At 69.3% G+C, this 22,465-nt stretch carries 29 protein-coding genes; 3 read left to right on the forward strand and 26 right to left on the reverse strand.

Translation table 11 applies throughout. From position 1 onward, the window contains the following. Nucleotides 1-100 precede the first annotated feature (100 nt). The gene (locus tag FK268_RS09070; RefSeq protein WP_146433235.1) at nucleotides 101-349 is read right to left on the reverse strand and encodes a hypothetical protein; all 249 of its coding nucleotides are present in this window, start codon (nucleotides 347-349) and stop codon (nucleotides 101-103) included. Between the two features lie 88 nt (nucleotides 350-437). Here FK268_RS09070 and FK268_RS09075 point away from each other — a divergent pair, with 88 nt between their 5' ends. Together FK268_RS09075 and FK268_RS09080 are read left to right on the forward strand one after the other, a co-directional pair. Continuing rightward, nucleotides 438-734 carry a hypothetical protein gene (locus FK268_RS09075; RefSeq protein WP_146433237.1) on the forward strand — a complete coding sequence of 99 codons (297 nt, stop codon included), beginning with the start codon at nucleotides 438-440 and terminating at the stop codon, nucleotides 732-734. Nucleotides 735-746: 12 nt separating this feature from the next. Next, nucleotides 747-1,046: a ribbon-helix-helix domain-containing protein gene (locus FK268_RS09080; RefSeq protein WP_205124462.1), complete on the forward strand. Its 300-nt coding sequence runs from the start codon at nucleotides 747-749 to the stop codon at nucleotides 1,044-1,046. A 62-nt stretch (nucleotides 1,047-1,108) separates the two neighbouring features. Here FK268_RS09080 and FK268_RS09085 read toward each other — a convergent pair whose 3' ends face one another. The 14 genes from FK268_RS09085 to FK268_RS09150 all read right to left on the reverse strand — a co-directional run bounded on the left by FK268_RS09085 (nucleotide 1,109) and on the right by FK268_RS09150 (nucleotide 16,178). Then, the gene (locus FK268_RS09085; protein ID WP_146433239.1) at nucleotides 1,109-1,495 is read right to left on the reverse strand and encodes a hypothetical protein; all 387 of its coding nucleotides are present in this window, start codon (nucleotides 1,493-1,495) and stop codon (nucleotides 1,109-1,111) included. Beyond that, nucleotides 1,492-1,905, reverse strand: coding sequence for a hypothetical protein (locus FK268_RS09090; protein WP_146433241.1), 414 nt, complete (start codon nucleotides 1,903-1,905; stop codon nucleotides 1,492-1,494). Before FK268_RS09090 ends, FK268_RS09085 begins: the two co-directional genes overlap by 4 nt. A gap of 3 nt (nucleotides 1,906-1,908) precedes the next feature. Then, nucleotides 1,909-2,127, reverse strand: a complete 219-nt coding sequence (locus tag FK268_RS09095; protein ID WP_146433243.1) for a hypothetical protein — start codon at nucleotides 2,125-2,127, stop codon at nucleotides 1,909-1,911. After that, nucleotides 2,127-3,461 carry an N-acetylmuramoyl-L-alanine amidase gene (locus FK268_RS09100; RefSeq protein ID WP_146433245.1) on the reverse strand — a complete coding sequence of 445 codons (1,335 nt, stop codon included), beginning with the start codon at nucleotides 3,459-3,461 and terminating at the stop codon, nucleotides 2,127-2,129. The genes FK268_RS09095 and FK268_RS09100 overlap by 1 nt, the downstream gene beginning before the upstream one ends. Continuing rightward, on the reverse strand, nucleotides 3,461-4,315 hold the full coding sequence (locus FK268_RS09105) for a hypothetical protein (RefSeq protein WP_146433247.1): 855 nt from the start codon (nucleotides 4,313-4,315) through the stop codon (nucleotides 3,461-3,463). The genes FK268_RS09100 and FK268_RS09105 overlap by 1 nt, the downstream gene beginning before the upstream one ends. Nucleotides 4,316-4,499: 184 nt before the next feature. Beyond that, nucleotides 4,500-4,859: a hypothetical protein gene (locus FK268_RS09110; RefSeq protein WP_146433249.1), complete on the reverse strand. Its 360-nt coding sequence runs from the start codon at nucleotides 4,857-4,859 to the stop codon at nucleotides 4,500-4,502. 14 nt (nucleotides 4,860-4,873) lie between these two features. Next, a complete protein-coding gene (locus tag FK268_RS09115; protein ID WP_146433251.1) occupies nucleotides 4,874-5,818 on the reverse strand; it encodes a glycine-rich domain-containing protein in 945 nt (314 codons plus the stop codon). A 104-nt stretch (nucleotides 5,819-5,922) separates the two neighbouring features. Beyond that, nucleotides 5,923-6,114: a hypothetical protein gene (locus FK268_RS09120; RefSeq protein WP_146433253.1), complete on the reverse strand. Its 192-nt coding sequence runs from the start codon at nucleotides 6,112-6,114 to the stop codon at nucleotides 5,923-5,925. Next, nucleotides 6,111-6,371 (reverse strand): DUF7572 family protein, encoded by a 261-nt coding sequence (locus FK268_RS09125; RefSeq protein WP_146433255.1) that lies wholly within the window; start codon nucleotides 6,369-6,371, stop codon nucleotides 6,111-6,113. Before FK268_RS09125 ends, FK268_RS09120 begins: the two co-directional genes overlap by 4 nt. Before the next feature lie 2 nt (nucleotides 6,372-6,373). Next, nucleotides 6,374-8,638 carry a hypothetical protein gene (locus FK268_RS24160; protein ID WP_158636077.1) on the reverse strand — a complete coding sequence of 755 codons (2,265 nt, stop codon included), beginning with the start codon at nucleotides 8,636-8,638 and terminating at the stop codon, nucleotides 6,374-6,376. Then, nucleotides 8,635-9,021 (reverse strand): hypothetical protein, encoded by a 387-nt coding sequence (locus tag FK268_RS09135; protein ID WP_146433256.1) that lies wholly within the window; start codon nucleotides 9,019-9,021, stop codon nucleotides 8,635-8,637. The genes FK268_RS24160 and FK268_RS09135 overlap by 4 nt, the downstream gene beginning before the upstream one ends. Next, nucleotides 9,018-10,760 (reverse strand): Gp37-like protein, encoded by a 1,743-nt coding sequence (locus FK268_RS09140; RefSeq protein WP_231706991.1) that lies wholly within the window; start codon nucleotides 10,758-10,760, stop codon nucleotides 9,018-9,020. Before FK268_RS09140 ends, FK268_RS09135 begins: the two co-directional genes overlap by 4 nt. 3 nt (nucleotides 10,761-10,763) lie before the next feature. Beyond that, entirely contained in the window at nucleotides 10,764-11,921 is a 1,158-nt protein-coding gene (locus FK268_RS09145) for a hypothetical protein (protein WP_146433258.1), read from the reverse strand. Then, nucleotides 11,922-16,178, reverse strand: coding sequence for an aggregation-promoting factor C-terminal-like domain-containing protein (locus FK268_RS09150; RefSeq protein WP_146433260.1), 4,257 nt, complete (start codon nucleotides 16,176-16,178; stop codon nucleotides 11,922-11,924). Nucleotides 16,179-16,254: 76 nt separating this feature from the next. Between FK268_RS09150 and FK268_RS09155 the strand changes: the two genes are divergently transcribed. Beyond that, nucleotides 16,255-16,647, forward strand: a complete 393-nt coding sequence (locus tag FK268_RS09155; RefSeq protein ID WP_146433262.1) for a DUF732 domain-containing protein — start codon at nucleotides 16,255-16,257, stop codon at nucleotides 16,645-16,647. A gap of 10 nt (nucleotides 16,648-16,657) precedes the next feature. On the opposite strand, the gene FK268_RS09160 is transcribed toward FK268_RS09155, so the two are convergent. From FK268_RS09160 to FK268_RS24745, 11 genes are all read right to left on the reverse strand, one after another. Continuing rightward, nucleotides 16,658-16,951, reverse strand: coding sequence for a hypothetical protein (locus tag FK268_RS09160; RefSeq protein WP_146433264.1), 294 nt, complete (start codon nucleotides 16,949-16,951; stop codon nucleotides 16,658-16,660). A gap of 137 nt (nucleotides 16,952-17,088) precedes the next feature. Then, complete coding sequence (locus FK268_RS09165; RefSeq protein WP_146433265.1) at nucleotides 17,089-17,526, reverse strand: hypothetical protein; 438 nt, start codon at nucleotides 17,524-17,526, stop codon at nucleotides 17,089-17,091. A gap of 106 nt (nucleotides 17,527-17,632) precedes the next feature. Beyond that, complete coding sequence (locus FK268_RS09170; RefSeq protein WP_146433267.1) at nucleotides 17,633-18,559, reverse strand: hypothetical protein; 927 nt, start codon at nucleotides 18,557-18,559, stop codon at nucleotides 17,633-17,635. Between the two features lie 73 nt (nucleotides 18,560-18,632). Beyond that, nucleotides 18,633-19,094 carry a phage tail termination protein gene (locus FK268_RS09175; RefSeq protein WP_146433269.1) on the reverse strand — a complete coding sequence of 154 codons (462 nt, stop codon included), beginning with the start codon at nucleotides 19,092-19,094 and terminating at the stop codon, nucleotides 18,633-18,635. Further along, nucleotides 19,091-19,408, reverse strand: a complete 318-nt coding sequence (locus FK268_RS09180; protein WP_146433271.1) for a hypothetical protein — start codon at nucleotides 19,406-19,408, stop codon at nucleotides 19,091-19,093. Before FK268_RS09180 ends, FK268_RS09175 begins: the two co-directional genes overlap by 4 nt. After that, nucleotides 19,409-19,756: a hypothetical protein gene (locus FK268_RS09185; RefSeq protein WP_146433273.1), complete on the reverse strand. Its 348-nt coding sequence runs from the start codon at nucleotides 19,754-19,756 to the stop codon at nucleotides 19,409-19,411. It lies immediately after the preceding gene. Next, complete coding sequence (locus FK268_RS24165; RefSeq protein ID WP_158636078.1) at nucleotides 19,753-20,145, reverse strand: Gp19/Gp15/Gp42 family protein; 393 nt, start codon at nucleotides 20,143-20,145, stop codon at nucleotides 19,753-19,755. The genes FK268_RS09185 and FK268_RS24165 overlap by 4 nt, the downstream gene beginning before the upstream one ends. Then, nucleotides 20,132-20,422 carry a hypothetical protein gene (locus FK268_RS24170; protein WP_158636079.1) on the reverse strand — a complete coding sequence of 97 codons (291 nt, stop codon included), beginning with the start codon at nucleotides 20,420-20,422 and terminating at the stop codon, nucleotides 20,132-20,134. The genes FK268_RS24165 and FK268_RS24170 overlap by 14 nt, the downstream gene beginning before the upstream one ends. 3 nt (nucleotides 20,423-20,425) lie before the next feature. Continuing rightward, on the reverse strand, nucleotides 20,426-21,355 hold the full coding sequence (locus FK268_RS09195; RefSeq protein ID WP_146433276.1) for a major capsid protein: 930 nt from the start codon (nucleotides 21,353-21,355) through the stop codon (nucleotides 20,426-20,428). 15 nt (nucleotides 21,356-21,370) lie between these two features. Further along, nucleotides 21,371-21,766 carry a capsid cement protein gene (locus FK268_RS09200; protein WP_146433278.1) on the reverse strand — a complete coding sequence of 132 codons (396 nt, stop codon included), beginning with the start codon at nucleotides 21,764-21,766 and terminating at the stop codon, nucleotides 21,371-21,373. Between the two features lie 21 nt (nucleotides 21,767-21,787). Then, nucleotides 21,788-22,432 carry a hypothetical protein gene (locus FK268_RS24745; RefSeq protein WP_193560261.1) on the reverse strand — a complete coding sequence of 215 codons (645 nt, stop codon included), beginning with the start codon at nucleotides 22,430-22,432 and terminating at the stop codon, nucleotides 21,788-21,790. Between the last annotated feature and the right edge of the window lie 33 nt (nucleotides 22,433-22,465).

Genomic DNA, 22,465 nt, shown 5'->3' on the forward strand with positions numbered 1-22,465 from the left:
CACGAGGGCGTACCAGCCGCGTAGTCGGGCGAGGCCGTATCGGACGAGGTTCACAGGGCTCATACCCATTGGACGCACCAGCGGGGCGATCGGTTCCCGATCAGGTCCGGTCGGTGAACACCGCCTCGACGGGCAGCTCGGGCACGCGCTCGGCGAGGAGGTTCGCGACCATGCGGCGCGCGCCGGCCTCGGTGACGTGTGGCGCGGACCAGCTGCGCTCGCGTCCGAGACGGTCCCGCCTCGTCCAGTCGACGACCCACAAGGGCATCCCTGGGAGAGCGACGTGATCGTCTGAGCCCGCGGTCCGTGTCGTCAGTTCGATCCGCACGATGTCCAGCACCAGTCCCATGGCCGGGACGGTACGCGCGGGGTGCGACAGAGGACTGGACCAAGAAAAGGGTATTGCCTTTCCATCGAAAGGGTATTACACTTAAGGCATGCGGATCACCACGAAGCCCAGCGCCTACCGGCACGGCGTCACCGACGCCGAGATCCGCACCGTGATCTCCTACCCCGGCCTCCGCGTCGCGATCGCGCCCCGCATCCCCGGCAGCGTGCCCGTGCTCCACGTCGGCCCGGGCGCAGAGAACGAGCCCGACCTCGAAATCATCGCGGACCTCGTCGACCCCGCCGTCGCCGTCGTCTTCCACGCGATGCGCCTGCGGCCCGCGCTGGTCGCGGCACTGGGCCTCACGGACTACATTGAGCCGAACTACGGCCCGCAGCGGCGCTGAAAGGAGAACGAGATGACGAAGCGACCCGCACTCACCGACGCCGACTACGAGGCCCTCGCCGACAGCTACGAGGCGACGCCCCCCACCGCGGACGAGATCCTCGGTCCGGTGGAGGTCGCCCCCGGGCGACTGCGCACCGGCCGGCCGACGAAGGGGAACGAACGCGGCGGCAAGACCCCCGCGACCACGGTCCGCCTCCCGGACAACCTGAGGTCCGAACTCAACGAGCGCGCCAAGGCCGGCACCCCGGCGAGCGAGACCATCCGGCTCGCGCTGGTGGAGTACTTCGAGAACCACCCGAAGGCGGGGTAGCCCGCAGACGACGAAAGCGGCCCCTCACCCAGAATGGGTGAGGGGCCGTTCTCGAGGTCTGATCAGTCGAGATCCTCTGGTGGGTCCGGCAGCACGATGTGCGGCGCGTGCAGCCGCAGCAACCCCCGTAGGACCCGGACGTGGTCGAGAGCTGCCCACAGCCGACGCTGCGCCGCATCCAGGGCCCGCTCGAGCGCGTCGACCCGGCCGCGCAGTGCCGGCACGTCGCGGTCGTAGTCCTCACGAAGCGCGTGCAGCTCCGCGCTGAGGCGCGCCAGCTCATCCTGCGAGACCATCGCCACCTTCCGCGCCTGCCACCATCTGCCCGTCACGCCGAGCACACCGGGCAGCTTCGCCGCGATCTTCGACCCGAGCGCTGGCGGCCCGAAGATGAGCATGATCACCAGCCACACCAGCCAGGGCACCCCCGCGGGTGCCTCCCAGCTCACTCGGGCTCCTGACGGGCGTAGCCGAGCGCGATACCCGCCATCGCCGCGCCGAAGATCGTGACGATCGCCGGCCCTCGGACGCCGTCGAACCACGGATGGCCGACAACTTCCCACCACTGCCCCACCGCGAGGGTGAGGTAGGTGGCGGCGCCGAGCCACATCCCGGCGGCGCACACTCTGCGCCAGCGTCCCCAGAACCCGGTCAGCGCAACAATCCCGGCGAGGAGGCAGAGCGCGCCCCAGAACGTCATCGGCGCGGCCGCCTCAACCAGTGTCAGCTGCGGCGCAGTCTCGCCGCCCGGGAGGATGTAGTCGATGCCGCGGACGATCGGCTCGATCGGCACGAGCCCGACCACGACGTTGCGGGCGTGCGGCGGGAGGAGCGGCACCCATGTGCCGCGCCGGATCACCGGTCAGTCCTTCGGGACGTGCGCGATGGCGACGAGGCCGCTGCCACCGACCAGCGCGGCGCCGAGGAGGTCAACCCAGAGGTCGGCCTCCTCGCGGGAGACGAAGCCGCGAAGCACGAGGATCGGGGCGAGTAGGACGAGCACGCCGTACAGCCAGCGGCGGCGGGCCGGGGTGAGCCAGGCGAGCGGCTGCGGGGTCTCGGGCGCGCGGTGCTCGGCCATCACTTCACCGCCTTGAAGCCGTCGATGCCGAGCTTCTCGCCGATCGCCGCCAGGGCGTTGACGACGGTTCGGCCGCCGAGCTGTGGCCAGCCGGGGAAGTTCTCGCCGCGCGCGGTGCCGGGGCCAGCGAGCTGGTCGAGCGTGAGGCCGGCGGCGGTCTGGGTGTCGAGGGGCTGGTTGGGCATGGGGGTACCTCCTGTGTTGGTGGTGAAGCGCTTCACGCGCGCGATGAAGTCGTCCCAGTCGAAGCCGGGACCGGGGTCGGTGTGGCCGCCGCCACGCTGGCCGAAGTCGGCGTGCGCGGCCAGTCCGCGGGTGCCGTTCCAGCCGGAGCCGTTGATGATCTTCGCGACGGGGATGCCGTACTGCTGGCACGCTGCGGCGGCGGCCTTCGCGGCGCGGTCGAGGGCAGCGCCGCGCGCGAGCCACTCGGCGCGGGTCCACGCCGCGCGCGACCCGGCGAAGCAGATGTGCACGCCGATGTCGTTCGCCTCCCCCGCGGCCCACGGGCCCTCGCCCACCGGGACAACCTCGACGGTGTCGGTGCCGTCGACGGTGAGGTTGTAGGACACCGGGTTTGAGCCGGTCGCGCTGTTGTTCAGGTAGTTCGCGAGCGAGACCGCGGTGCCGTCGCCCTCCTGCGTGTGGATGACGACGAAGTCGGTGCGGCGGCGCGGGCCGTTGCTGTTGCCGGTGCAGTCGGGGCCGGTGTTCGGGTTGTAGCCGTGCATGACCTTGGTGATGCCGTAGTCGGGCATGGTGGGACCTCCTGTCGGGAGTAGCGCCGCGCCGAGCTGCTTGACGCGCGCGAGGCGGGCGCACCGGTCGGCGTACCCGTTCGGTTCACGGCCTTCGACCCAGCCGTTGATGCACCGCGACACCGCAAGCGCGTCGTCCGCGTCGGCGAACGCGTTGATCTGGCCGGGGCGGGGCCCGCCGACGAGCCAGTACCAGGCCGCCGCGAGGAATCCCCACCGCGGATGCTCGACGAGCTCGGGCTGGTTCACGAACAGCTCCGGGTCGGTGATGTAGCCGCGGGCGGCGCACCACTGGCCGAACTTGCGGTAGTTGCTCTGCCACGTGAGCTGGATCGGGCCCCGGCCGCGGTAGCGGGTGCGGTCCCAGGACCACGATGGGTTCGATGTCTCGATCTCGGCCATCCAGCGCAGGCCGCCGGATTCGTGTCCGATCTGTGCGCACCAGTGCGCGGCGCGCAGCGGCGTGGTCACGTCGGCGGCGACCATGGCCGCGTTCATGCCGTCGACGAACCGCGCGTACGCGTCGGGGCCGCCGAGGCTGCCGCCCATCGCGGCGGCGAGGGTCTGCGCGTCCATCAGGCCACCGCCTTCTCGCGGCCGATGCGCCAGTTGCACTGCCGCGCGAGGAGGTCGATCCCCGACACTGGACGGCCGTCGGAGCCGCGCCACATCGGCAGGGCGTAGTCGGTGGTGTGCGTGTGCTTCATGAACGCATCGAGGTCACCCGCCCACGTCCACCAACGGGCGTTCGCCCAGTTCGCGACGTTCGCAAGGCTCGCAACGATCTGCTCGATGCCGCCGCCTCGGAGCTGCGCGAACAGCGCACCCGGGTTCGACAGGTCGGCGGCCATGACGGGGCCTGCGAACGCGTTGAGCGGGGACACCTTCGGGCAGGAGGTCATCACGTCGTTCGGGTTCGCGATCTCCACCAGCGGCACCACCGACCCGAGATCGTGCGGGACGGTGCCTGTGCCCTGCGTCGAGTAGATCCCCGCGCGCGGGTCGAGGCTGTGCCGCACCGGGTCACTGTCGAGTCCGTTCGGCAGGCCGTAGCTGGTGCCGCCGCGACGGGACGGGTTCGCGATCATCCCGACCATCAGGCACCGCGCACCACCGAGGCGGTACTGCTTGAGCCAGCGCGTCACGCCGACCGCGCCCAGGCTGTAGCCGAGGACGATGAACACGTCGTCCGGGCCGAGCCGAGCGATGCGCGCGTTGAGCCACGCGACGATCTGGTTCGCGCAGTTGTCGCCCGACGGTGCGAGCGGGTCCCGGGTTGCGTTGTCGACCGAGATCGAGGCGGAATGCACCACGTCCTCGATGACCACGTCGGGATACGCGCGTTGGATGTGGTCGGTGACGTGGCCGAGCATCGACGCTCGACCATACGGTTCAGTGGTCCCGCGGGCGCGGAACACGTAGACGGTCATGCTGCCTCCAGGTGGGCTGGTGGTCGGTGCGCCATTCGCGGACACGGGCGTACGGGCGGAGGACCGCGACGACAGGGATGGCGAGGAGTCGGTAGGCGAATGCGCGCATCGGGTCTCCAGCGGGTACGACGGAGCCCCACGCCGTGGTGCTCGACGCGGGGCTCAGGGATAGGGCTGGGGAGGGTTAGCCCTTGAAACGAAGGCGGGGCGGGAACGTCACCGGCAGCGGCTGCGCGTTCGATGTGAGCGTCGCGTCGAGCGGGTACCCACGCAGGTAAGTGGTGCCGTTGTAGATCCCGTAGTGCGTGGCCGTCGTCGACGCAGGCAGGGTGAAGTCGGTGTTCGATCCGGCGCACACCGCGTACCCGGCGTCGCCGCCGGAACCCATCGCGGACGCGCCCCACGTGGTGGTGGCTGAGACTGGGGTGGTGGCGATCGGGCTCGCGCCCGTGGTGCCCGGGTCTGCGGAGTGCAGGCGGATCGTGTTGCCGCGGCCCTTCATGTAGTCGAGGCCCGCGATGTTGTCGGCGTCGGTTGCGGTCATGGTGTTGTCTCCGTTCAGGATTGACGTGCATAGAAGGATGCTCGGCCGGAGCCGCCCGGGCCGCCGCGGGTGCGGGAGCCGAAGAACCCGCCGTTGCCGCCCGCACCCGCGCCGCCTGGTGCGCTGCCCGCGCCTGCGTTGCCGGTGCCGCCCGCGCCCGCGGGGTAGTTCTGGCCGGCCACCGCCGTAGCGGTCGAGCTGGCGCCGTTCTGCCCGGACGAGACGGTGCCCGACCCGCCAGGCGAGGTGATGCTGCCGCTCCCCCAGTTCGCGGTGGTCGCACCACCAGCATTCGGCGCGGCGTTGTCGGAGTCGGCGGCCTGCGCGCCTCCCGCGCCGACGGTGCCTGTGATCGTCGACTGCGACCATGGGATGTCGACGCCACGCTCGAGGGTGCGCACCACGTACGCGGCTGCGTTGCCGCCCTTGCCCGCGGCGCCGATCGCGCCGCTGCCGGTCTGACCGGATGCGCCGCCACCGATGATCACCTGGTCGATGTACCGGGACCAGCTCGGAATGTCGTAGCTGTACGCGCCGGCGGCGGTGATGTCGGTTCGCTCCGCGGCGTGCGGGGAGAACGCGGGGAGCCCGCCGCCGGACAGGACCAGCGTCCCGGCGCCCGCCAGCCGCACGGTCGGGCTGCCGCCGCCGGAGAGGAGCAGCGGCCCGGTGCCAGAGAGCTGCCCGACCGGCATTCCTCCGCCACCGAGGAGGAGCGAGCCGGTTCCCGTGGCGCGCAGCGCCAGGCGGCCAGCACCCGAGAGCGAGAGTCCGCCGGTTCCGGACAGACGCACAAGCGGCAGAGCGCTGCCGGTGAGGAGCAGTTCCCCGGTGGCGGCCAGGCGCGCGAGGATCGCCCCGTCGCCAGTGAGGACCAGGGTGCCCGCGCCGGACGCACGTGCGCCGATGCGGCCGCCGCCGTCGAGGAGCAGGCTGCCGGTGCCAGCGAGGACGTGCACGACCTGCCAGCCGCCACCGCCAGGGACTGGCGGAGTGACCCGCTCGAGCGGCCACCCAGCTCCGCCTCCGCGTCCCGGTACAGCGCGTTCTGCCGTCCAGGGCATCAGGGCACCAGCCAGGGCATGACCTCGCGCACCAGCGCGGCCGGACTGCGCCACCAGCGGTCGCTGCGGTAAACGCACAGGTCGTAGCCGTTCTCGTGCACGGCGTACATGTCCGGGTGCGAGGCGGGCAGTGGATCGAAGGCACCGACGTAGTAGTACGCGTTGGGATCTCCGGGGACGTCGATGCTCACGCCTCGCTCAACCATTCGGTGAGCCGTGCGACCGCGGTCTCGTGGTCCATCTGATCGTCCCAGCGGACCAGTGCGGTGAGGCCGTTGGTCGGGTCGCCGTCGGCGTCGATCGCGATGCCGTTCTCGTCGGCGAGGAAGACCTCGGTGCCGCTGGCGGTCCAGAAGTCGAGGCAGGTGATCGCGTAGTGCTGGCCGTCGCGGGCTCGGTAGAGCTTGGTGACGGGGCACCACCAGTCAAGATCAGCAACGTGTTCCATGCTCATGCCACCTTCGTGAAGATCCAGGCGACACCCTGCGCGCCCGTTCCGCCTGTGCCGTTGGACCCAGAGCCGTACCCGCCCCATCCGCCGCCACCACCGGCACCGCCACCACCGCCTGGGTAGCCGCCGTTACCGCCGTTGCCGCCGTTGCGTCCCGTGTTGCCGATGCCGGGGCTGCTGCTGTCACCAGCCGAGTTCGAGCCGCCTGCGCCGCCTCCGCCGCCTCCGCCGCCCGACTTCGTGGGCGTGCCGGCGCTGACGGCGCCACCTGCTCCACCGGCGCCGCCCGCGCTGCCAGAGCTGTACCCGCCGGCAGTGCCGCCCGCTCCGAGCGCCGAGGCGCCGCCCACCGTTCCCGCGGATCCGGGGGCCGGCGTGCTGGTGCCCTGGTTGTAGAAGTAGCCACGTCCGCCGTTGCCGCCGTTGCCGGGAAGCGAGCTGGTTGCTGCGTAGCCGAACTCGTTGGCGATGCCGCCATTGCCGGGGGTCGTCGAGACGAGCGATCCGAAGGAGGTCACGGCTCCGTTGGTGCCGACGGTGATCGTCAGAGACGAGGGGATCGAGTTGATGTCGAGGGACTGCGCGATGAATCCGCCGCCGAGGCCGCCGATGGCGATGTCGTTGTAGCTGTTGCCGTTCGCACCGTTCTTCCCTGAACCGACGAGGACCGCGACGCAGTCCGTCAGGCCCGCAGGCCGTGTCCAGGTCGCGGTACTTGTGACTGTCTGCACGGTCCAGCCGTTCAGGACGGCGGTCTTGATCGCCTCGATGGTCTGCTGGGCCTGTGCTGTCGAGCCGGTGCCGCCGGAGCCGAACCAGCCGTTAAAGATGCCCGTGATCACGTCGCCGAGGTCGGACTTTGCGGAGTCTGCGGCGGTCTGGGCAGTGACGGCCTTGGTGCGTACGCCGAGGAACGCGTTGATCATCCCGTCGAGCGCGGGGATACCCGTCGACGGTGCAGTCCCTCCCCCGGCGGCCGTGAACCCGGACAGCAGCTTCGTCCAGTCCGCCTTCGGGAGCAGCGCGGCGAGCGCGCCACCGAGGCCGTCGATGTTTCCCTGCGGGATCGCGCTGTCCGTCCCGAAGACCTTCGCCACCTCGGTCTCGAAGTGCCCCAACGAGAACAGGCTGCCGAGGATGCCTCGGCCGTTCATGAACTTGTCGATGACGCTCTGCACGAAGTTCCAGGCGTCGGTGACGCCCTGCCCGAGGTTCGACAGCGCGCCGGTGAGGCCCTCGACCCACTGCTGCGGCAGCGTCTGGGCGGGCATCCGCAGCCACAGGTCGTCGAAGTGCGCGGTGCCCGCGGTGCCGGCGGCGTAGCCCTCCATTCGGACGTACACGTAGGCGGTGTTCGCGGGCGTGGTCCACTGCGCTGTCATCGCGGTCTCGAAGTTCGACGACGTCGGCCCTGACGGGGTGACGGTGCCGATCACCTGCGACCCGATGAGCTGGTCCCCCGCGTTGTACGCGAGCACGCGCAGACCGACGGCCGCCGCGCCGGTCCCGGTGTAGCCGTCGAACCGGACGTACCCACCGAGGTCCAGCTTCTGGCCGGGCGCGACCTCGATCGGATCGGACGTGCGCACGTGCTCGGCGCCGTCGAACGTGAGCTTCGCAGACCCAAGGCGCGTCCGGCCGACGGTGGCGTCGTGCTCGAACCCGTCGCCGGTCGGCACCGACTCGGGCTTGTCGAACGACTCGAGCCAGTTCTTCTCCTGCCCAGGCTCCGGGCGCTTGAGCTGCCCGAGCTCGATGAGCCCGCCGGTGAACTTCGACACCAGCGCCGAGATGAGGGCGAGCATGTGCTGCGGGAGCTCACCGAACAGCTTCCCGGCGTCGATTTTCCCGTCCGGGCGTAGGAACTGGAACAGCGCCTTGATCTCGATGAGGACCGGGTCGTTACCGGTGTAGGTGCCGAAGATCGCGTCGAGGAGGTCGACGAACTGCCCGACGAGCGGTAGCCCTTCGAAGAAGTCGTGGATCAGGTCGTCGAGGTCCGCGGGGTGGCTGATGTCGTGCGACGTCGAGTTCGACACGACCTTCATGAACTCGCTGAGGATGCCGGTGATGATGCCGACGGGGCTGATCGCGGACAGCGGCGACCCGGCGGGCGTGGCTCCGACGATGCTCGGGAACCGTCCGCCGACGGTGCCGCGGTACTTGCCGGCCGTGTAGTCCTGCAGGACGTGGGCGAGGCTGCCGGGCGTGAACGCGCCCTGCGGGATGTTGCTGCTGCCGATCGGCAGGTTGGGCGAGGTCACTCAGCCACCACCGACGTCGCGCGCGCGGCCTTCGGGATCTTCTTCGGGATCGGCGGAGCCTCCGCCACCCGGGCCTGCAATTCCTCCGTCTCCACCTCGTGGTGGTTCACTTGCTCGGGCACCTCGACGGCGCGGGCCTGCGCCCCCTCACGGAGCCACGACGGTGCGTGCACCGCGTCCGGGTCGACCCGGTCGGTCTGCCGGACCCCGTACGCGAGGAGCTGATCCGCGATGGGCTGCAGCATCGGCGCGAGGGTCATCGTGGGGATCTCGCTCGAGGTGATCAGCGCAGACGACAGCGCGCCGACGAGCGCGGCGCGCTGCCCTTCGGCGTCGTCGAGGTCCGGGATCTTCTGCGCCGACACAGGCGTGGGTTCGGTCATCCGAGTACTCCAATCGTCTGCAGCCCGGACATGGCCTGGCCCACGATCTTCGTGAGCTTGTCCAGGGCGTCCTGCTTGGTGCGGACCTGCCCGAAGTGCCCCTGCCACGACGCGTCCCGCCCGTCTCCCCATGCGAGGTCGAGCTGCCGGCAGCGGGACATGTACACGTTCGCGCCGAGGTGCTTGAGCGTGGCTCCGACGCGGTCGCCGAGCCACCAGTGGCCCTGGCCGCGGTCGCCGATCAGCCATGGGGAGCAGTCCTCGACGGTGAGGGTGAACGCGACGTCGGGGTCGGTCTCGCGTTTGCGTCCGCGGAGCGCCATCACCGCGGACGGCGTGAACGCCTGCATCGACCCGTTCGCGGTGGTCTCGAGGTAGTGGCCCCAGCCCTGGTCCTTCGCGCGGAGCAGCAGCGGTACCTGCATGTACGCGAGGATCGAGTCCTTGTAGATGGGGTTCGCGACCGAGTCGATCAGGCCGCCAAGGGAACCGATGCCGTAGCCCTGCCAGTTGATGTTGTCGCCGAGGACGTCGCCGCTGTAATTAATTGCGGCACTTATGATTTCGTTGACGCCGGGCATCGAGCGGCCGCCGACGGTGATCTGGCAGGCCCCGCCTTGGGTGCGGGTGAAGTCGATGGTCTGCAGGCCGGTGATGATCCCGTCGCGGTAGATCACGTACGGGCGGCTCTTGTGCGTGCCGAGCCATCCGGCGATGTCGTAGCCGGTCGACTCGGTCACCTCACCGGTGAACAAGTCGTAGGAATCCTCAACGTAATTCGACGTGTAGTTCGCGATGCCGCGCACGAGGCCCTTGACGAGGTTCCCACCGAAGCTGGTGCCGGTGAGATACCCGGACTTGTCGACGATGTCGACGAACAGGGTGCCGTTGCGCCAGCCGGTGCCGGCGCCGGGCCACGGCTCAGGGTCGCCCTTGAACCAGCGCCACGTGATGATCTGCTGCTCGGCATCCTCGAGGATCGGCTGCGCGACGGTGAGGAAGTCGGTGAAGGCGCCCATGATCAGCGTCGGCGGGGAGACGTCGGTGAGGAACGCCGACGGCACGACGACGATCTGGCACTCCTGCCACAGCTCGAGGAGCTGCGCGGCGTTCCAGTTCGCGGGATCGAGGAGGTCGAGCCACGCGCCGAGATCGATGTTGGTGAGCTGCAACCGGAGCAGGTTGCACATCAGGGTCAGCTTGAGCCCGTGGATGCTCTTGTCGAAGAGGAACCACACCTTGGGCTGCTGGATCAGCATCGCCGGGAGGAACGGGTTCGGCTGGATCTCGACGTTCTTGAGTTCGTTGATGTCGTCGAAGAACTCGGCGACGACGACGTCGCCCTTCTCGGACCGCTTGCACGTGGCCTTCTGCATTCGGCCGGCGATCCGGCCGCCGTTCTTGTCGATGCTGATGTGCACGTTCCGGGTGCCGCGGGACTCCTCGTCGAGGATCCAGTGCGCGAGGTACGTACGTCGGGGGTTGTCGAAGTCGATCGGCAGCGTGATCACGTGCGCGGCGACGTCGTTGAGCTTGATCGACGCGGTCCCGCCGATCTCGCCGACCGACCGGCCGCGGTACTTCCAGTCGCCGTCGTGGAACCGCACGAGGGGTCGCTCGGCGCGCTCGACGATGCGGGTCTGGCGGACGGTGCGGGACCAGTCCTTGAACTCGGCGAGGGTGCCGCCGGGGAACGGTGCGCGGGTGTCGACCCACGCCTCCTGCAGGAGCGGTGGCATGGTCTACTCCATCCCCGACTCGGCCGACCAGAGGCGACGCAGGGTGAGCATCGCCTTGGCCCCGGCGGGGCCGTTGCAGACGACTGGGACGATCGTCGGCGGTGTGTACGGGGGGACGCCGTACATCGGCATGACGCCGTCGAAATCACCAGCCGCGGTGGACAGGTCCTCGTTGAGGTACGGATCCATCATCGGATCGCTCATCACGCTCAGCCGCTGGGTCATCGGCTTGGTGACGATCATCCGGGCGGCGTCGGCACCGGCCGGCCGCTTCCACATCCGTTCCTGCCCGAAGCTGAAGTCGGGGAACTGCCACTGTGCCGGGTCGAGGTCCCACTCGGGGTATCCGATCTGGTCGGTGGGGTTCTCGATGGTGAAGTAGCCGATGCTCGCGCCCTCGGCCTTCACCGAACCGCGAGTCATCCCAGCACCGTTCGCGGTGAGTGTGCCCGTGACGCCGGTGAACACGAACGTCCACGGGCCGCCCGCCGACCCGGTGACAGTGAGCTGCCCGGCACCGACCGACGAGAGTCCCTCGACGGCGGTCTTGACCGTCGCCGCGGTGGCGGTCACGGCGATGTTGCCTGTGGTCTGCCCGCCGTAGGACAGGGTGAAGTTGCCCTGCGGGCCGCCGAGGAGCCCGTTCTTGAGGGTGACGATGAACCGGTCGTTCGGGTTCGACCAGGTCTGCACATTCTCCTGGCTCTCGTACATCGGCTGCTCGGCGAGGACAGTCACCACGGCGCGCGCGAACCCGTCGATGTTCCAGTCCCGCTGGGGGCTGAACTTGATCTCCGAGGCGAGCTGCACGATCAGCCACCGCGGGCCGGACAACTCGGAGGTGTAGGTCCACTTCACCTTCCGGCGGTCGAGCGGCGACCCGAACAGCTTCCGCAGGTTCGAGATCGTCTTCTCGATGCTCTGACCGGGCATCTCGTAGCAGTTGATCGGGAGGACCATCTGCCGGATCGGCACCGTCTGGCCGGTGACGCGGCCGCCGACCTCGAAGTTCCCCGAGACGGTGCGCGTCGTGAACTCCGTGGAGAACATGCCCGTCGGGGACTGGTCGAGCTCGAGCCCTTCATCGCCGAACTCACCGTTGCGGTCGGAGATCTTCGCGTAGCCGCGCGAGGACTCGATCTCGATCTTCGCCTCGTTCATCTACAGGCTCGCCAACTGCGCGGCGCGCTGCTGATTCGACTTGGTCTGGGCCTGCATGAACGCGTCCTCCACTGTCGCGGTGCGGATGTTGAAGATGGTGTCGCCGCCCTGCCCGCGGCCACCGGAGTCGTTGCCCTGCAGCGCGTACAGCGTCGACGGCGCCGGTGCCGGGGGCAGCGGGGTGGTGACGCGCTGGCCGGCGTTGATCGCCTCGAGGGCGGGCATGTGCAGCGCGGCCTGGGCGGCGTTGACGACGTACTCGCCGTGGCTGAGCAGGGCGGGGATCATGTCGGAGCGACCGCCTCCGGGACCGGAGACGAGCCCTCCGTTGGCGTACCAGTGCGGGGAGCGCGACTGCCAGAGCTCCCAGGCCTTCGACGGGGTGCCGTAGTCGGGCCGGTCACCGATGTACTTGATCATCGCCTTGACCTGCACGTACGGGTCAGAGCTGCTGTCGGGGAGGTACTTCGCCTTCGTCCCGCCGAGCATCTGGCCCAGCCCGAACGCGTCACCGTTCGTCGCGTGGGGATCCCACGAGGCCTCCTCGTTGATGAGGTTGACGAGCGGTGTCCACTCCTCAGCGGCCAGCCCGGACTCGCGGAACGCCTTGTAGGCGGCGTCGTACGTAGCCTGCTTGCCGCCCTTGTAGTTCGCGGGCGGCGCGGACAGGGTGCTGGTGAGGGTCTCCGCCGGGGTCTTCGTCGTCGGGGTGCCCTTCTGCCCGGTGAGCGGCAGCGTCGCCCCGGGGCCCGCGGTGCCCGCGACGTTCGCGGCCGGCGCGACGGTGCTCGACGACAGGCCGGGGAGGTTCGCCAGGCCGGGGATGAACTTGCCGAGCAGGTCGCCGGTCGGGTTCGTCTGCGACCCGCCCGCAGCCGGCGTGGTGAGGTTCCCGAGACCGGGTGCCTTCCAGCTCGCGTCGCGCTTAACGATGTGGCCGGGCAGGTCGAGCGCCGCCGACAGGATCGGAGGCATCTTGTCGGGGATGCCGAACACGCTGAGCAGGGACGACACCTGTCCCTTGACGAGGGCCTGCGCGCCGAGCCCCAGGACGTCGGACCACGACGACGGCGCCGAACCACTCGTGGTGGTGGGAGCAGGGGCCTGGTATTTCTGCGGGTCGTTGCGACCGTCCTGCTGCTCCTGCTTCGCGGGGTCCCACGCGCCGTCGACGTTCTGGCCGTCCACGGTCGTCGGCTTCGCGTCGGAGACGCCTGCGAGAGTCCCCGTCGGAGCAGGGATGGCGGCAGCGCTCGCCCCTCGCCCCTTGCCGAGGATCACGTGCAGATGATCCATGTGGTTCTGGGTGTCCGAACCTCGGTCCGACATCGCCTTCGGCGAGGTGAGCGAGCCCCCGTACCCGTAGGTCGCCTGCTGGTAGATGATGCCGTCGAGCTGCAGAGTTGCCGCGTTCTCCTGCAGGAACGCCAGCACCTGCGCGCCGAGTGCCTTCCCGTCGGCCGAACCGAAATTCGGGATCATCACATCGATCGCGTTGCCCGAACTGTGCTCGCCGTAACCGTCCTCGGCGCGGCGGCCCCCGATCGTGGTGATCGCCGGGAACTTCTGCATGATCGCCGTGCGGAGGTAGTCCGCACCCGCGTTCAGCCCCTCCGCTGTGGGCTTGATCGTCCCGACGGCACCGCCATCAGCGAAGCGCTGCGCGTTGAGCCGGTCGAACATCCCGACGCCGTACTTCGCCACGGCCGCCGCGTTGATCACGTACTCGCCGTTGGAGAGCATCGACGGGATGAGGTCAGCGCGCGGCCCGCCGGGGCCGAAGACCGGCCCGCCATCAGCACGGAGCAGCGCGGCCTTGGGGATCATGGTGATCGTCTCGCCGCGCTTCGGCAGGCCCGGAATGTCGGGCACCTTCCACGTGAGGGTGTCGGCGAGGCTGTTCCACCTGGTCAGGATCCAGTTGATAACCGTTACCAGGTTGCCCTTGAGGCCCTCCCACATGCCCTTCGCGCTGTTGGCGATCCGATCGGGCAGGCCGCCGATGAAGTCGACAAGGTCGTTCCACCGCTTCTTCGCGCCGTCGACGAAGCTGCGGATCTCCTCCCCCATCCGCGTGTACTTCTCGGTCAGGATGTCGAAGTACTTGAGCACCAGCGGCACAATCACATTCGTCACGAGCCACGTGAACAGCTCGATCAACTTCGTGATGATCGGCAGCAGCACCTTCATCAGCTCGACCATCACCGGCAGCTGCGAGACGATCATCTGCTCCCACGCCGGCAGTAGCGGCAGGCACGCCTCGAGGAGCTTGAGGAACGCGTTGACCAGCGGCATCATGAACGGAGTCAGCTGCTTGATCGCGTCCGCGAGCGCCTGCCCGAGCGTCTTCCCGACCTCAGCGAGGATCGGGGCGATCTTCTCGATGACCGGCTTGAACGCGTCGGCGAGCTGCTTGATCAGCGGCGCCATGGCCGAGACGACCGAGCTGATGATGGTGATCAGCGGCTGCAGGATCGCATTCGCCAGCTGCAGCAGCGGCGGCAGCAGCGGCGCAACCGCGTTGAGGAGGTCCGCGACGAGCTTGATCAACGGGCCGAGCGCCTCGGCGAGGATCGGCAGGACCGGACGGAGACCGTTCGCGAGCGCGGCGATCAGCTGACCGAGGGGCTCGGCCAGCGGCACCAGAGCCCGCCCGAAGGTGGCGATGAGCTGCCCCAGCGGGTCGAGCGCGGGGCCGAGTCCGGTCGAGATGGCCGACACCAGCTGTCCGATCACCGGAAGCACGGGCGTCAGCGCGGTCAGCAGCTGCGCGCCGAGCTGCCCGAGCGCGGGACCCATCTGCCCGAGCGTCGTGCCGAGCGTGGTGAAGAACGTCCCGAGGGACGGTCCCATCGCGGCGGTCGCCGTGGTGACCATCTGCACGAGCCCGCTGATCATCGGTGCGACACCCTGCAGCGCAGCGCCGATCGACTGGACGAACTGGGTCATCGTGCCGTTCGCGGACAGCTGCGCGAACGTGCCCGAGAGCCCCGTCAGGGTGTCCTTGAACGTCGTGTTCATGTAGCCGGCGATGCCGGTCAGCGTGGTCTGCAGGCCGGTGAGGTTCTGCCGCGCGAACTGCGTGACCGACGCTCCGAGACCGTCGAACATCTTGTCCTGCACCGCGGTCTTGAGGCTTTTCCACTCCGGGCCGAGGGCCTTGATGGCCTGCACGAACTCGCGGGCGTTCGGCGAGAGCTTCGCGAGGGCCTCGGCGTACTTGTCCGCTCCCGGGGTGGCGCCCTTCTGCGCGTCGGCGAGGTCGCGGGTGGCCTTGGCGAGGTCGACCTGCGCGTTCACCAGCGACTTGTCGGCGGCCTCCTTGGCGTCCTTGGCCTTGGTGACGATGTCGGAGCCGCCGATGCCCTTCGCGTTCGCCTCAGCGGTGTCCTTCGTCTTGTCGGCGGTGTCGGACTTCGCCTCCTTGACGCGCTGCGCGGCGGTCTTGACGCGGTTGTCTGCCTCCGCACGATCGAGCGCTGTCGATTTGCGGTCGGAGTAGACCTTGTTTCGAGCCTCCTCCGCGCGGGCGAGGGAGATCTCCGCCGACTCCTGCGAGAGCTGCGCGTCGGTGAGCTGATCGTTCATGTCGCGCAGCGCGCGAGAGGCCTTCTCGTAGCTGGCATTCAGGTCGTCCTGGGCGTCCTTCGCCTTCTTCTGCGCATCGACGACCGACTCCTGAGCGCGGCGTACGCCGTCCTGGGCGTCGGCGATCCGGTTCGCGGCGGCCTCCATGTCGGCACCGGTCGCGTTGCCCATGTCCTTCATCGCGGAGAAGGCGTCCTTGATACCGGAGATCCCGACGAGGCCGGTCGCTCCGATGCCTCCGAGGACACCAGCGAGGGCGGAGGCAGCGCCGACGGCGCCGAGGAGGGCGGGGACGAGTGCGGTGATGCCGGCGGCGAGGGCGCCGAACTTGATCGCCCCCATGGCGTTGAGGGACCGTCCTGCGCGGTCGGCGCCGGACGACACGCGGCCGAGGCTGCCGCCGTCGTTGACGTCGATGCGCGCAGTCCGGTTGCGGGCCAGTGCGTCCAGGCGTGCCTCGGTGTCGCCGGGGTCGAGATCGACGCGGAGCTGCGCGGTCCGCGTGCGTGCGAGCTGGTCGAGCTGCTCGCGCGCACGGGCGATGTCGGCGTCGACGTCGACGGTGTAGACGACGTGGATCCGCTCGAGGCCTGCGCGGAGCTTCTCCGCGAAGTCGTCGAGGGTCGGCTCAACCTTGATGGTTGCTTTACCGGCCGAATAGTCCGCCACCGTTCACCTCCGGATGGGTACGCCAAATAGCCCAGTGACCTGGGTGAATGGTTGGGGTGTGCTTTACGATCCGGCGATGAAGAAGACACTCATCGCAGGGCTTGCGCTCGCGGCCGTCGCGGGCTGCGGTTCGACGCCAAGCACCGAACCGCCGCAGGCCCAGCCGTCCAGCGGCACCACGCAGCACGTGAGCACGACGACCAGCGCACGCGAGGCGAACACGTCCGGCTACCTCAGTGCGACCCGCCAGAACACCACTGATCAGGTGCCAGATGCCAAGCTGATCGAGATCGGGCGGACCCTCTGCGCGGAACTCCGCCGAGGGGAATGGAAGAACACCGTGCTCGACGATTCGCCGATGGTCGCGGGGATCTCGGTTCAGATGCGCATCAACGCAGGCTTCGCCGCAGTGCACTACCTGTGCCCGGACCAGGAGGCGGACTACCTCCGACGGTCCTCGGGCAACTGAGGGCGATGCTCTAAGCGGGCCGGCCGGTGGCGATCGCCACCGACGTGCGGAGCCGCTGCAACCCCTGCGCCCGCCACATCCGCTCCACCGCCGGCACCGGCACCACGGCCTGGATCCCCGAGGCGTCGGCCTGCCCAGTTACCGCGATCAGCTGCTCAAGCAGCGCGTGGGTCTTCGCGTTGTCGTACCGGTACTCGGTGAACCCACGGAACGTCGGCGGCTCCCCAGAGGGGAGAGGGGGCCGGTAGTCGCCGAGCATGGCCTCGGCCAGCTCCGGGTCCTCCTGCAGCGCCGCAAGGTACATGCTGCCGGGTCGGAGCTGGTCGATCAGTTCGAACAGGTCCCTCCAGTCCCGTTCGCCGCGCAGCCAGTCGTTGAGGTCCAGATGGAAGCGCTCGTGAAGGTCTGCGCGGATCTGCGCCCCGTAGCCACCGATGGTGTCTACGAGGCGGGCGTAGGGACCTCCGCGGCACCGGGGCCGTTGAGGTGGTTCACGACGTCGTAGCAGAGCGCCGCGAACAGGCGGCCCGCGTCCTCGCCGCTCTCCTCCTCGAGGCGCTCGAACGCGCCGACCAGACGGTCGAGGGCGATCTGGCCGCCCATGATGCTGATGATCGCGACGAAGTCCTTGCCGCGGACAGCCTGGTCCAGCGCGAGCTGATCGGACAGCTTCGCCGGGGCGATGAGCACGACGTCGGCGTCGAGATTGTCGTCGAGCTCCGACGCGGAAACGACGTACGGTTCGACGGTCCGCGCGACGCCGATCTTGAGGTTCGCGGCGCGCTCACGGTAGGAGTTGAACCGCGAGATCGCGGGCTCCTTCTGCGCGGCGGGCGCGGCCTTCTTCGCGGGCGTGGTCTTCTTGGTCGGTCCGGCCATGATGTGTGTTGCCTCCCTCGGCTGATTCCCCCGGTCGTGATGGTGTTGGAAGCCGGCCCGCGCCGCGCCGGGGGAGGAATCTACGGCGCGGACCGACGATCAGGGGCTAGGCGACGGTGACGCTGCCGCCGGTGAGGCCCGACCCGTCCGCGGTGAGCGTGCCCGTGACACCCGAGAAGGTGACGGCGTACGGGCCGCCTGCCGAGCCGGACACGAGGACCTTGCTCGAGCCGACATTCGACAGGGCTGCGAGCGCGGACTTCACCGCAGCGGCGGTCGCACCCGGCGCGATACCCGCGGTGGTCTGACCGCCGATCGACAGGGTGTAGGTGCCGGTCGGGGTGCCCGACACGGTGACGGTGAACGTGCCGCCGGTGACGCCGAACCCGAGGGACGCCGCGATCGGGGCGAAGCCGGGGCCGTCGATGCCGGACTCGTACAGGTAGTCGCCGTCCTGCAGCAGGGTGAGCGTGGCGGGCGCCTCCGAGGCGCTGTCCATCTGCAGGGACTGCGCGCCCGGCTTGTCCAGGCTCATCTTGCCGAGGTGCCACCACTGCCAGATCGGATCGAGCGTCTCGTCGTTGACGTCCTCCGCGAGGAGGAACAGGGACCAGTAGCGCGGCGGGGAGCCTGCGGTCTTGGTCCACTTCACACCGCCGGTCGAGGTCATCTCGAACGCGTCGGCCTTGATGTTGAGGAGGATCTCCTTCGTGATCTGGCGGACCTCCTGCGGGGTGAAGTCAAGAGACAGGCCCTCGGACTGCAGGAACTTGCGGCGCGGCGCGCGGGCGCCGTAGCCCATGAGGTCGTTGTACTTCACGTCCGGGGTGATCTTGGCGCCGGCCTTCTGCTCGATCTCGCCGAGCGACTTGAAAGTCGACAGGGCGCCGGTCACGATGCCGTTGGCGTCGAACAGCGGATCGGGGGCCTTGGCGCCCTTGGCCCACGGCTTCGCGAGGATCGCGAGGTCCTGTGCGGCGAGCGCACCGACGTCGATGGCCTGCTTGTAGAGCTGGGTCTGGGTCTGGCTCATGGCGAGCCTCCTTCTGAGGGTGGGTACGACACAGCCCCCGGGGTTGGCCGGGGGCTGCTTGGGGCGGGGGTGGTTAGGCAGTGCGCCGCAGCGTCAACGTGACGACGTTGGAGACGACGCGCCAATCGGGGTCGAGCTCGGGCAGCTGCTGATCAGCGGCCTCGACTTCGCAGTGGTGAACCGCCGTGCGGGTGCCGTCGGAGCGGGAGACGACCCCGCCCTTCCAGTACTGGCGGTGCAGTTCATCGGTGAGGTACGCGAGGACGTCCCACGACTCCGCCCGGGAGCCGGTGCGCACCGACAGGAGGAGGTTGGCCTGCACCAGGCGGCCGTCCATCTCGGTGGTGCCGGGGACCTTCCGCGCTCGGACGAGAGGGATGCCCTCGGCGATCAGGTCCGGTGTGTCGTCCGGCCACCAGGTGACCGCGCGACCCACCGGTGTGCCGGCGTCGAGGAGCGGCTGCACCATGTCGAGCAGCAGGGCCTCCGCGTCGGGGATGCGGCGCCTGTAGCCCGCCGGGGGCTGCCAGGTCACCGGAGCATCCCGAGAACGGTGAGGAGGTCGTGGTGCGCGGCCTGGATGTTGCTGTCGCCGTCGTCGAAGCCGAATTCGTGCGCGAGCCCGTAGACCGCGTCGTCGCCGCCGACCGCCAGGGTCGCGACGGGCCGGCCGTTCGATCCCTTGCTCATGACCACCCGTGCGGACGCGGCGAGCTGGCCGGTGCGGTGCGCCACGATCGACTGGTAGAAGCCAAGCGCGCGCAGACCGGTCATCCGGGTGAGCACCTCCACCTTGGTGGAACGCAGGACCTCACCCATGCCGCGGTAGCTGTACTTGAAGTTCTCCATCTAGGTGACCTCCCGTACTCGCTGGGTGAACATGCCGGAATCCCACCCGGTCTGCGGCTGCACGCTGTGGTCCCATTCGGTCCGGCCGACGAGGTGCCACTTCGATCCGTCGGCGACGCGGATGATCGTGTCGCCCTTGCGGATGTCGGTGCCCTTCGGCAGGAACAGGGTCGCCTGGGCGAGTCCGCGGTCTTCGGCCTCCTGGGGCCATGACGCGGACGTGGAGTCGAACGCGAACCCGACGCCGTCGACGCGGGTTCCGGTGGGGCCTCCTGGGCGGTCACCGAACCGGTCGCGGGGAGCATCCGGCCGGACGATGGTGATCGCCTCGCCGTAGCGGAAGCTCACCAGGCGCCCTTCATCCGCATCGACATGAACCCCGACGCGCGACCCTGGATCATCTGCGCCTCCGAGTCGAGGATGTACAGATTCCCCGACGGGTTGGAGAACGCGCGAGTGTGGCTGAACGGGCCGTACGTCTCCGTCTCGGACGACGTGCCGTCATCGTTGAGGGAGATCATGGCCCGCTTGACCATCGCGCAGACGAGGATCTTCACGCCGGTCGACTCTGCTTGGCCTGCGTCGATTCGGCGGGTCTCGACGGGGAACCACTGGCGGACCCAGTACGACGCGTCGGCGAGGAGCGTGTTCGCCCTCACCTTCTCGTCGTCGCTGAGGGTCCGCCAGCGGGCCTCGAGATCGTCCGCTGTGGCGTACGCCTGGTTAGGCGTCGTCACCCTCGGCTGCCTTCGCACGACCGCGGGGTGCAGCCTTGGCATCCGGCTTGTCGGATGCGTCTGCGATTGCGCCCTTCGCGTCGTCCGTCGACGACGGGGCGTCGTCGGCTTCCTTGCCATCGTCCTCGACGAGCTCCGGCTGGAACGCGTCGTGGCTCTGGAGGAAGTGCTCGACGTCGTCGGGGTGTACGTGCACGATCTCTCCTGCACGCGACTCGCGCCGCTTCCCGTCGACATCGATGTACTGCGCGGTGATGCGTGCCTTGAACGTGGCCATGACTCAGCCCTTCCAGTTCGGATCGAGCGGGCCAATGCCGGTGAGCTTGACCACGCTATACGGGTTGGTGACCGCGAAGACCGGGCGGACGTCGGTCTGCACCCACGTCACCTGCTCCTCCGCCTCGCGCCACGTCTCCGTGGAGATGGGCTTCTCGACGCCCATCACACCGACCTGACCGGAGGCCAGGAGGTACGCGGTTCCAGGGGCGACGCGGTTCGTTGCGAACATCGTCAAGCCGTAGGCAGCGAGCACCGCTGCCGAGGACTGCGACGAGGCGCCGTAGATGATGTCGAAGTTCGCCTTCTCCTGCGGGTTCACCAGCAGGAGGTTGAAGTCGACACCGAGCTCCGTACGGTCTGCGACGAGCTGCGCCTTGGCCAGGTCCGCGGCGGGCCACTGCTGAGCGGTGGCCTGCGACGTGCCGCTGGTGACCACCGACGCCCAGTTGTTGCCGCCCACGGTCGTGTCCGAGGTGATCGCCGCATTGAGGGTCGCCACGGCGCGCTGGTGCAGCTTCCGGTTGATGGTGTTCGCGAGCTTCATCGACTCCATCTGGATCGCCGACGGGTCGTTGCGGTCGCGGGCCTCGTCGGTGACGGCGAACTTGCCACCGAACTTCTCGACCTGCGCCACCTGCGGGGTGGGCCGGTCGGCCGACACGATCGGGAACTCGGCCCCGGGAGCCACGTTCGCGACGTCGCGGGTCGAGTACAGATCGTTGTACGTCAGCTGCGTGTAGAGGATCGCGCCGCCGGAGACGCCGCCGATGGGCGAGAACACCTGGTCGGCGAAGAACCGCTGCAGCGACAGGTCGCTGATGTAGCGGGTGATCCGCGTCGGCTCCCGCAGCATCGTATCGACGGTGAGCGTCGAACCCGACACCTGGGGCGGGCCGAGCGGGTACTGAACGGGCAGTGTGGGGTTAGCCATGATCTGCGGCCCTTCCTAGTAGAGGCTCACGAAGCACTCGGCTCCGCTCGCGGTCGCGGCGGTGTAGGCGCGGCCGACAGCCACACCCGACGCCAGGGGGATGACGGCGCCGGTGGCGTCGACCTGGACCTCGGCGCCCGCGGTGACCGCGGCGCCGGCGACCACCGGCACGACGACCCCGCGGCCGCGGATGGCGTTGAACAGGTTCCCGGCCGGCGCGTCATACGCGGCGACGCCGACGGTCTTGCCGCCCGCGGTGGGGAGTGCCGCGACGAACGTCCCGGATGTGGCGTCCTGGCCGGTGTTGGCGATGTCGACGAAGCGCTTCCCCGAGACCGCGACGGACGCCTTGAACGTGATGTTGTCGCCGTCGTCGTAGAGGGGGATGCACTCGTTGTTGTAGATGCCCATGAGGCGTCTCCTTCGGAGTGGTTACGAGCGCTGTGCGCTCTTGGGGAGCCAGTGCGACGGGTAGGAGTCGTCCGGCTGGACCGGCACATCAGGTGATGCGCCAGGCCGCAGGTTCACCTGCGGGCGGTTCGACGGCGGCCCACCGGGGGAAGTCGTCTTGGAGGCGTTGACGCGGGCGGCGAATTTCTCCGCGCGCGCTGACCGCTCCTCGAAGGTGCCGCCGCCGATGAACTCCAGGTCCTCGTCGGTCAGCTGGAACACGGCCTTCAGCACGTCGGTGTCTCGGGCCTCGAGCTGCTGCTGCATCGCTGCGAGATCCGCTTTCGTGCGGTCGAGTTCGGTCATCTTGGCGCGTTCCGCTTCCTGGGCGGCCGCGACGAGCGGTTCCTGCTGCTTCAGGCGGTCGCGGAGGTTCTTGGCCTCGTTGCGTGCCTTCTTCAGCTGGTCTCGCGCCCAGGCGGGAAGCTCGTCCTCGGGTGCGGCCTCCGGGGTCTCCTGCTGCGGGGCCGCCGGGGCCTCGGGTGCGGCAGGCGCCGTCGGAGGAGTAGCCGCCGTGGGGGCGGCGGGCGTCGGAGCGGCAGGCGGAACGGGTGCGCTCGGCGCCGCGGGTGCGGCGGGAGCGACGACGGTCGCGGCGGGCTGCTCGATCGGGGCGGGAGCGGTCATGGGGGTTGCCTCCTGGGCGTTTTCTTGGGCCCC

Origin of the sequence: Tsukamurella sputi (assembly GCF_007858445.1) — a bacterium.
Taxonomy (GTDB): domain Bacteria; phylum Actinomycetota; class Actinomycetes; order Mycobacteriales; family Mycobacteriaceae; genus Tsukamurella; species Tsukamurella sputi.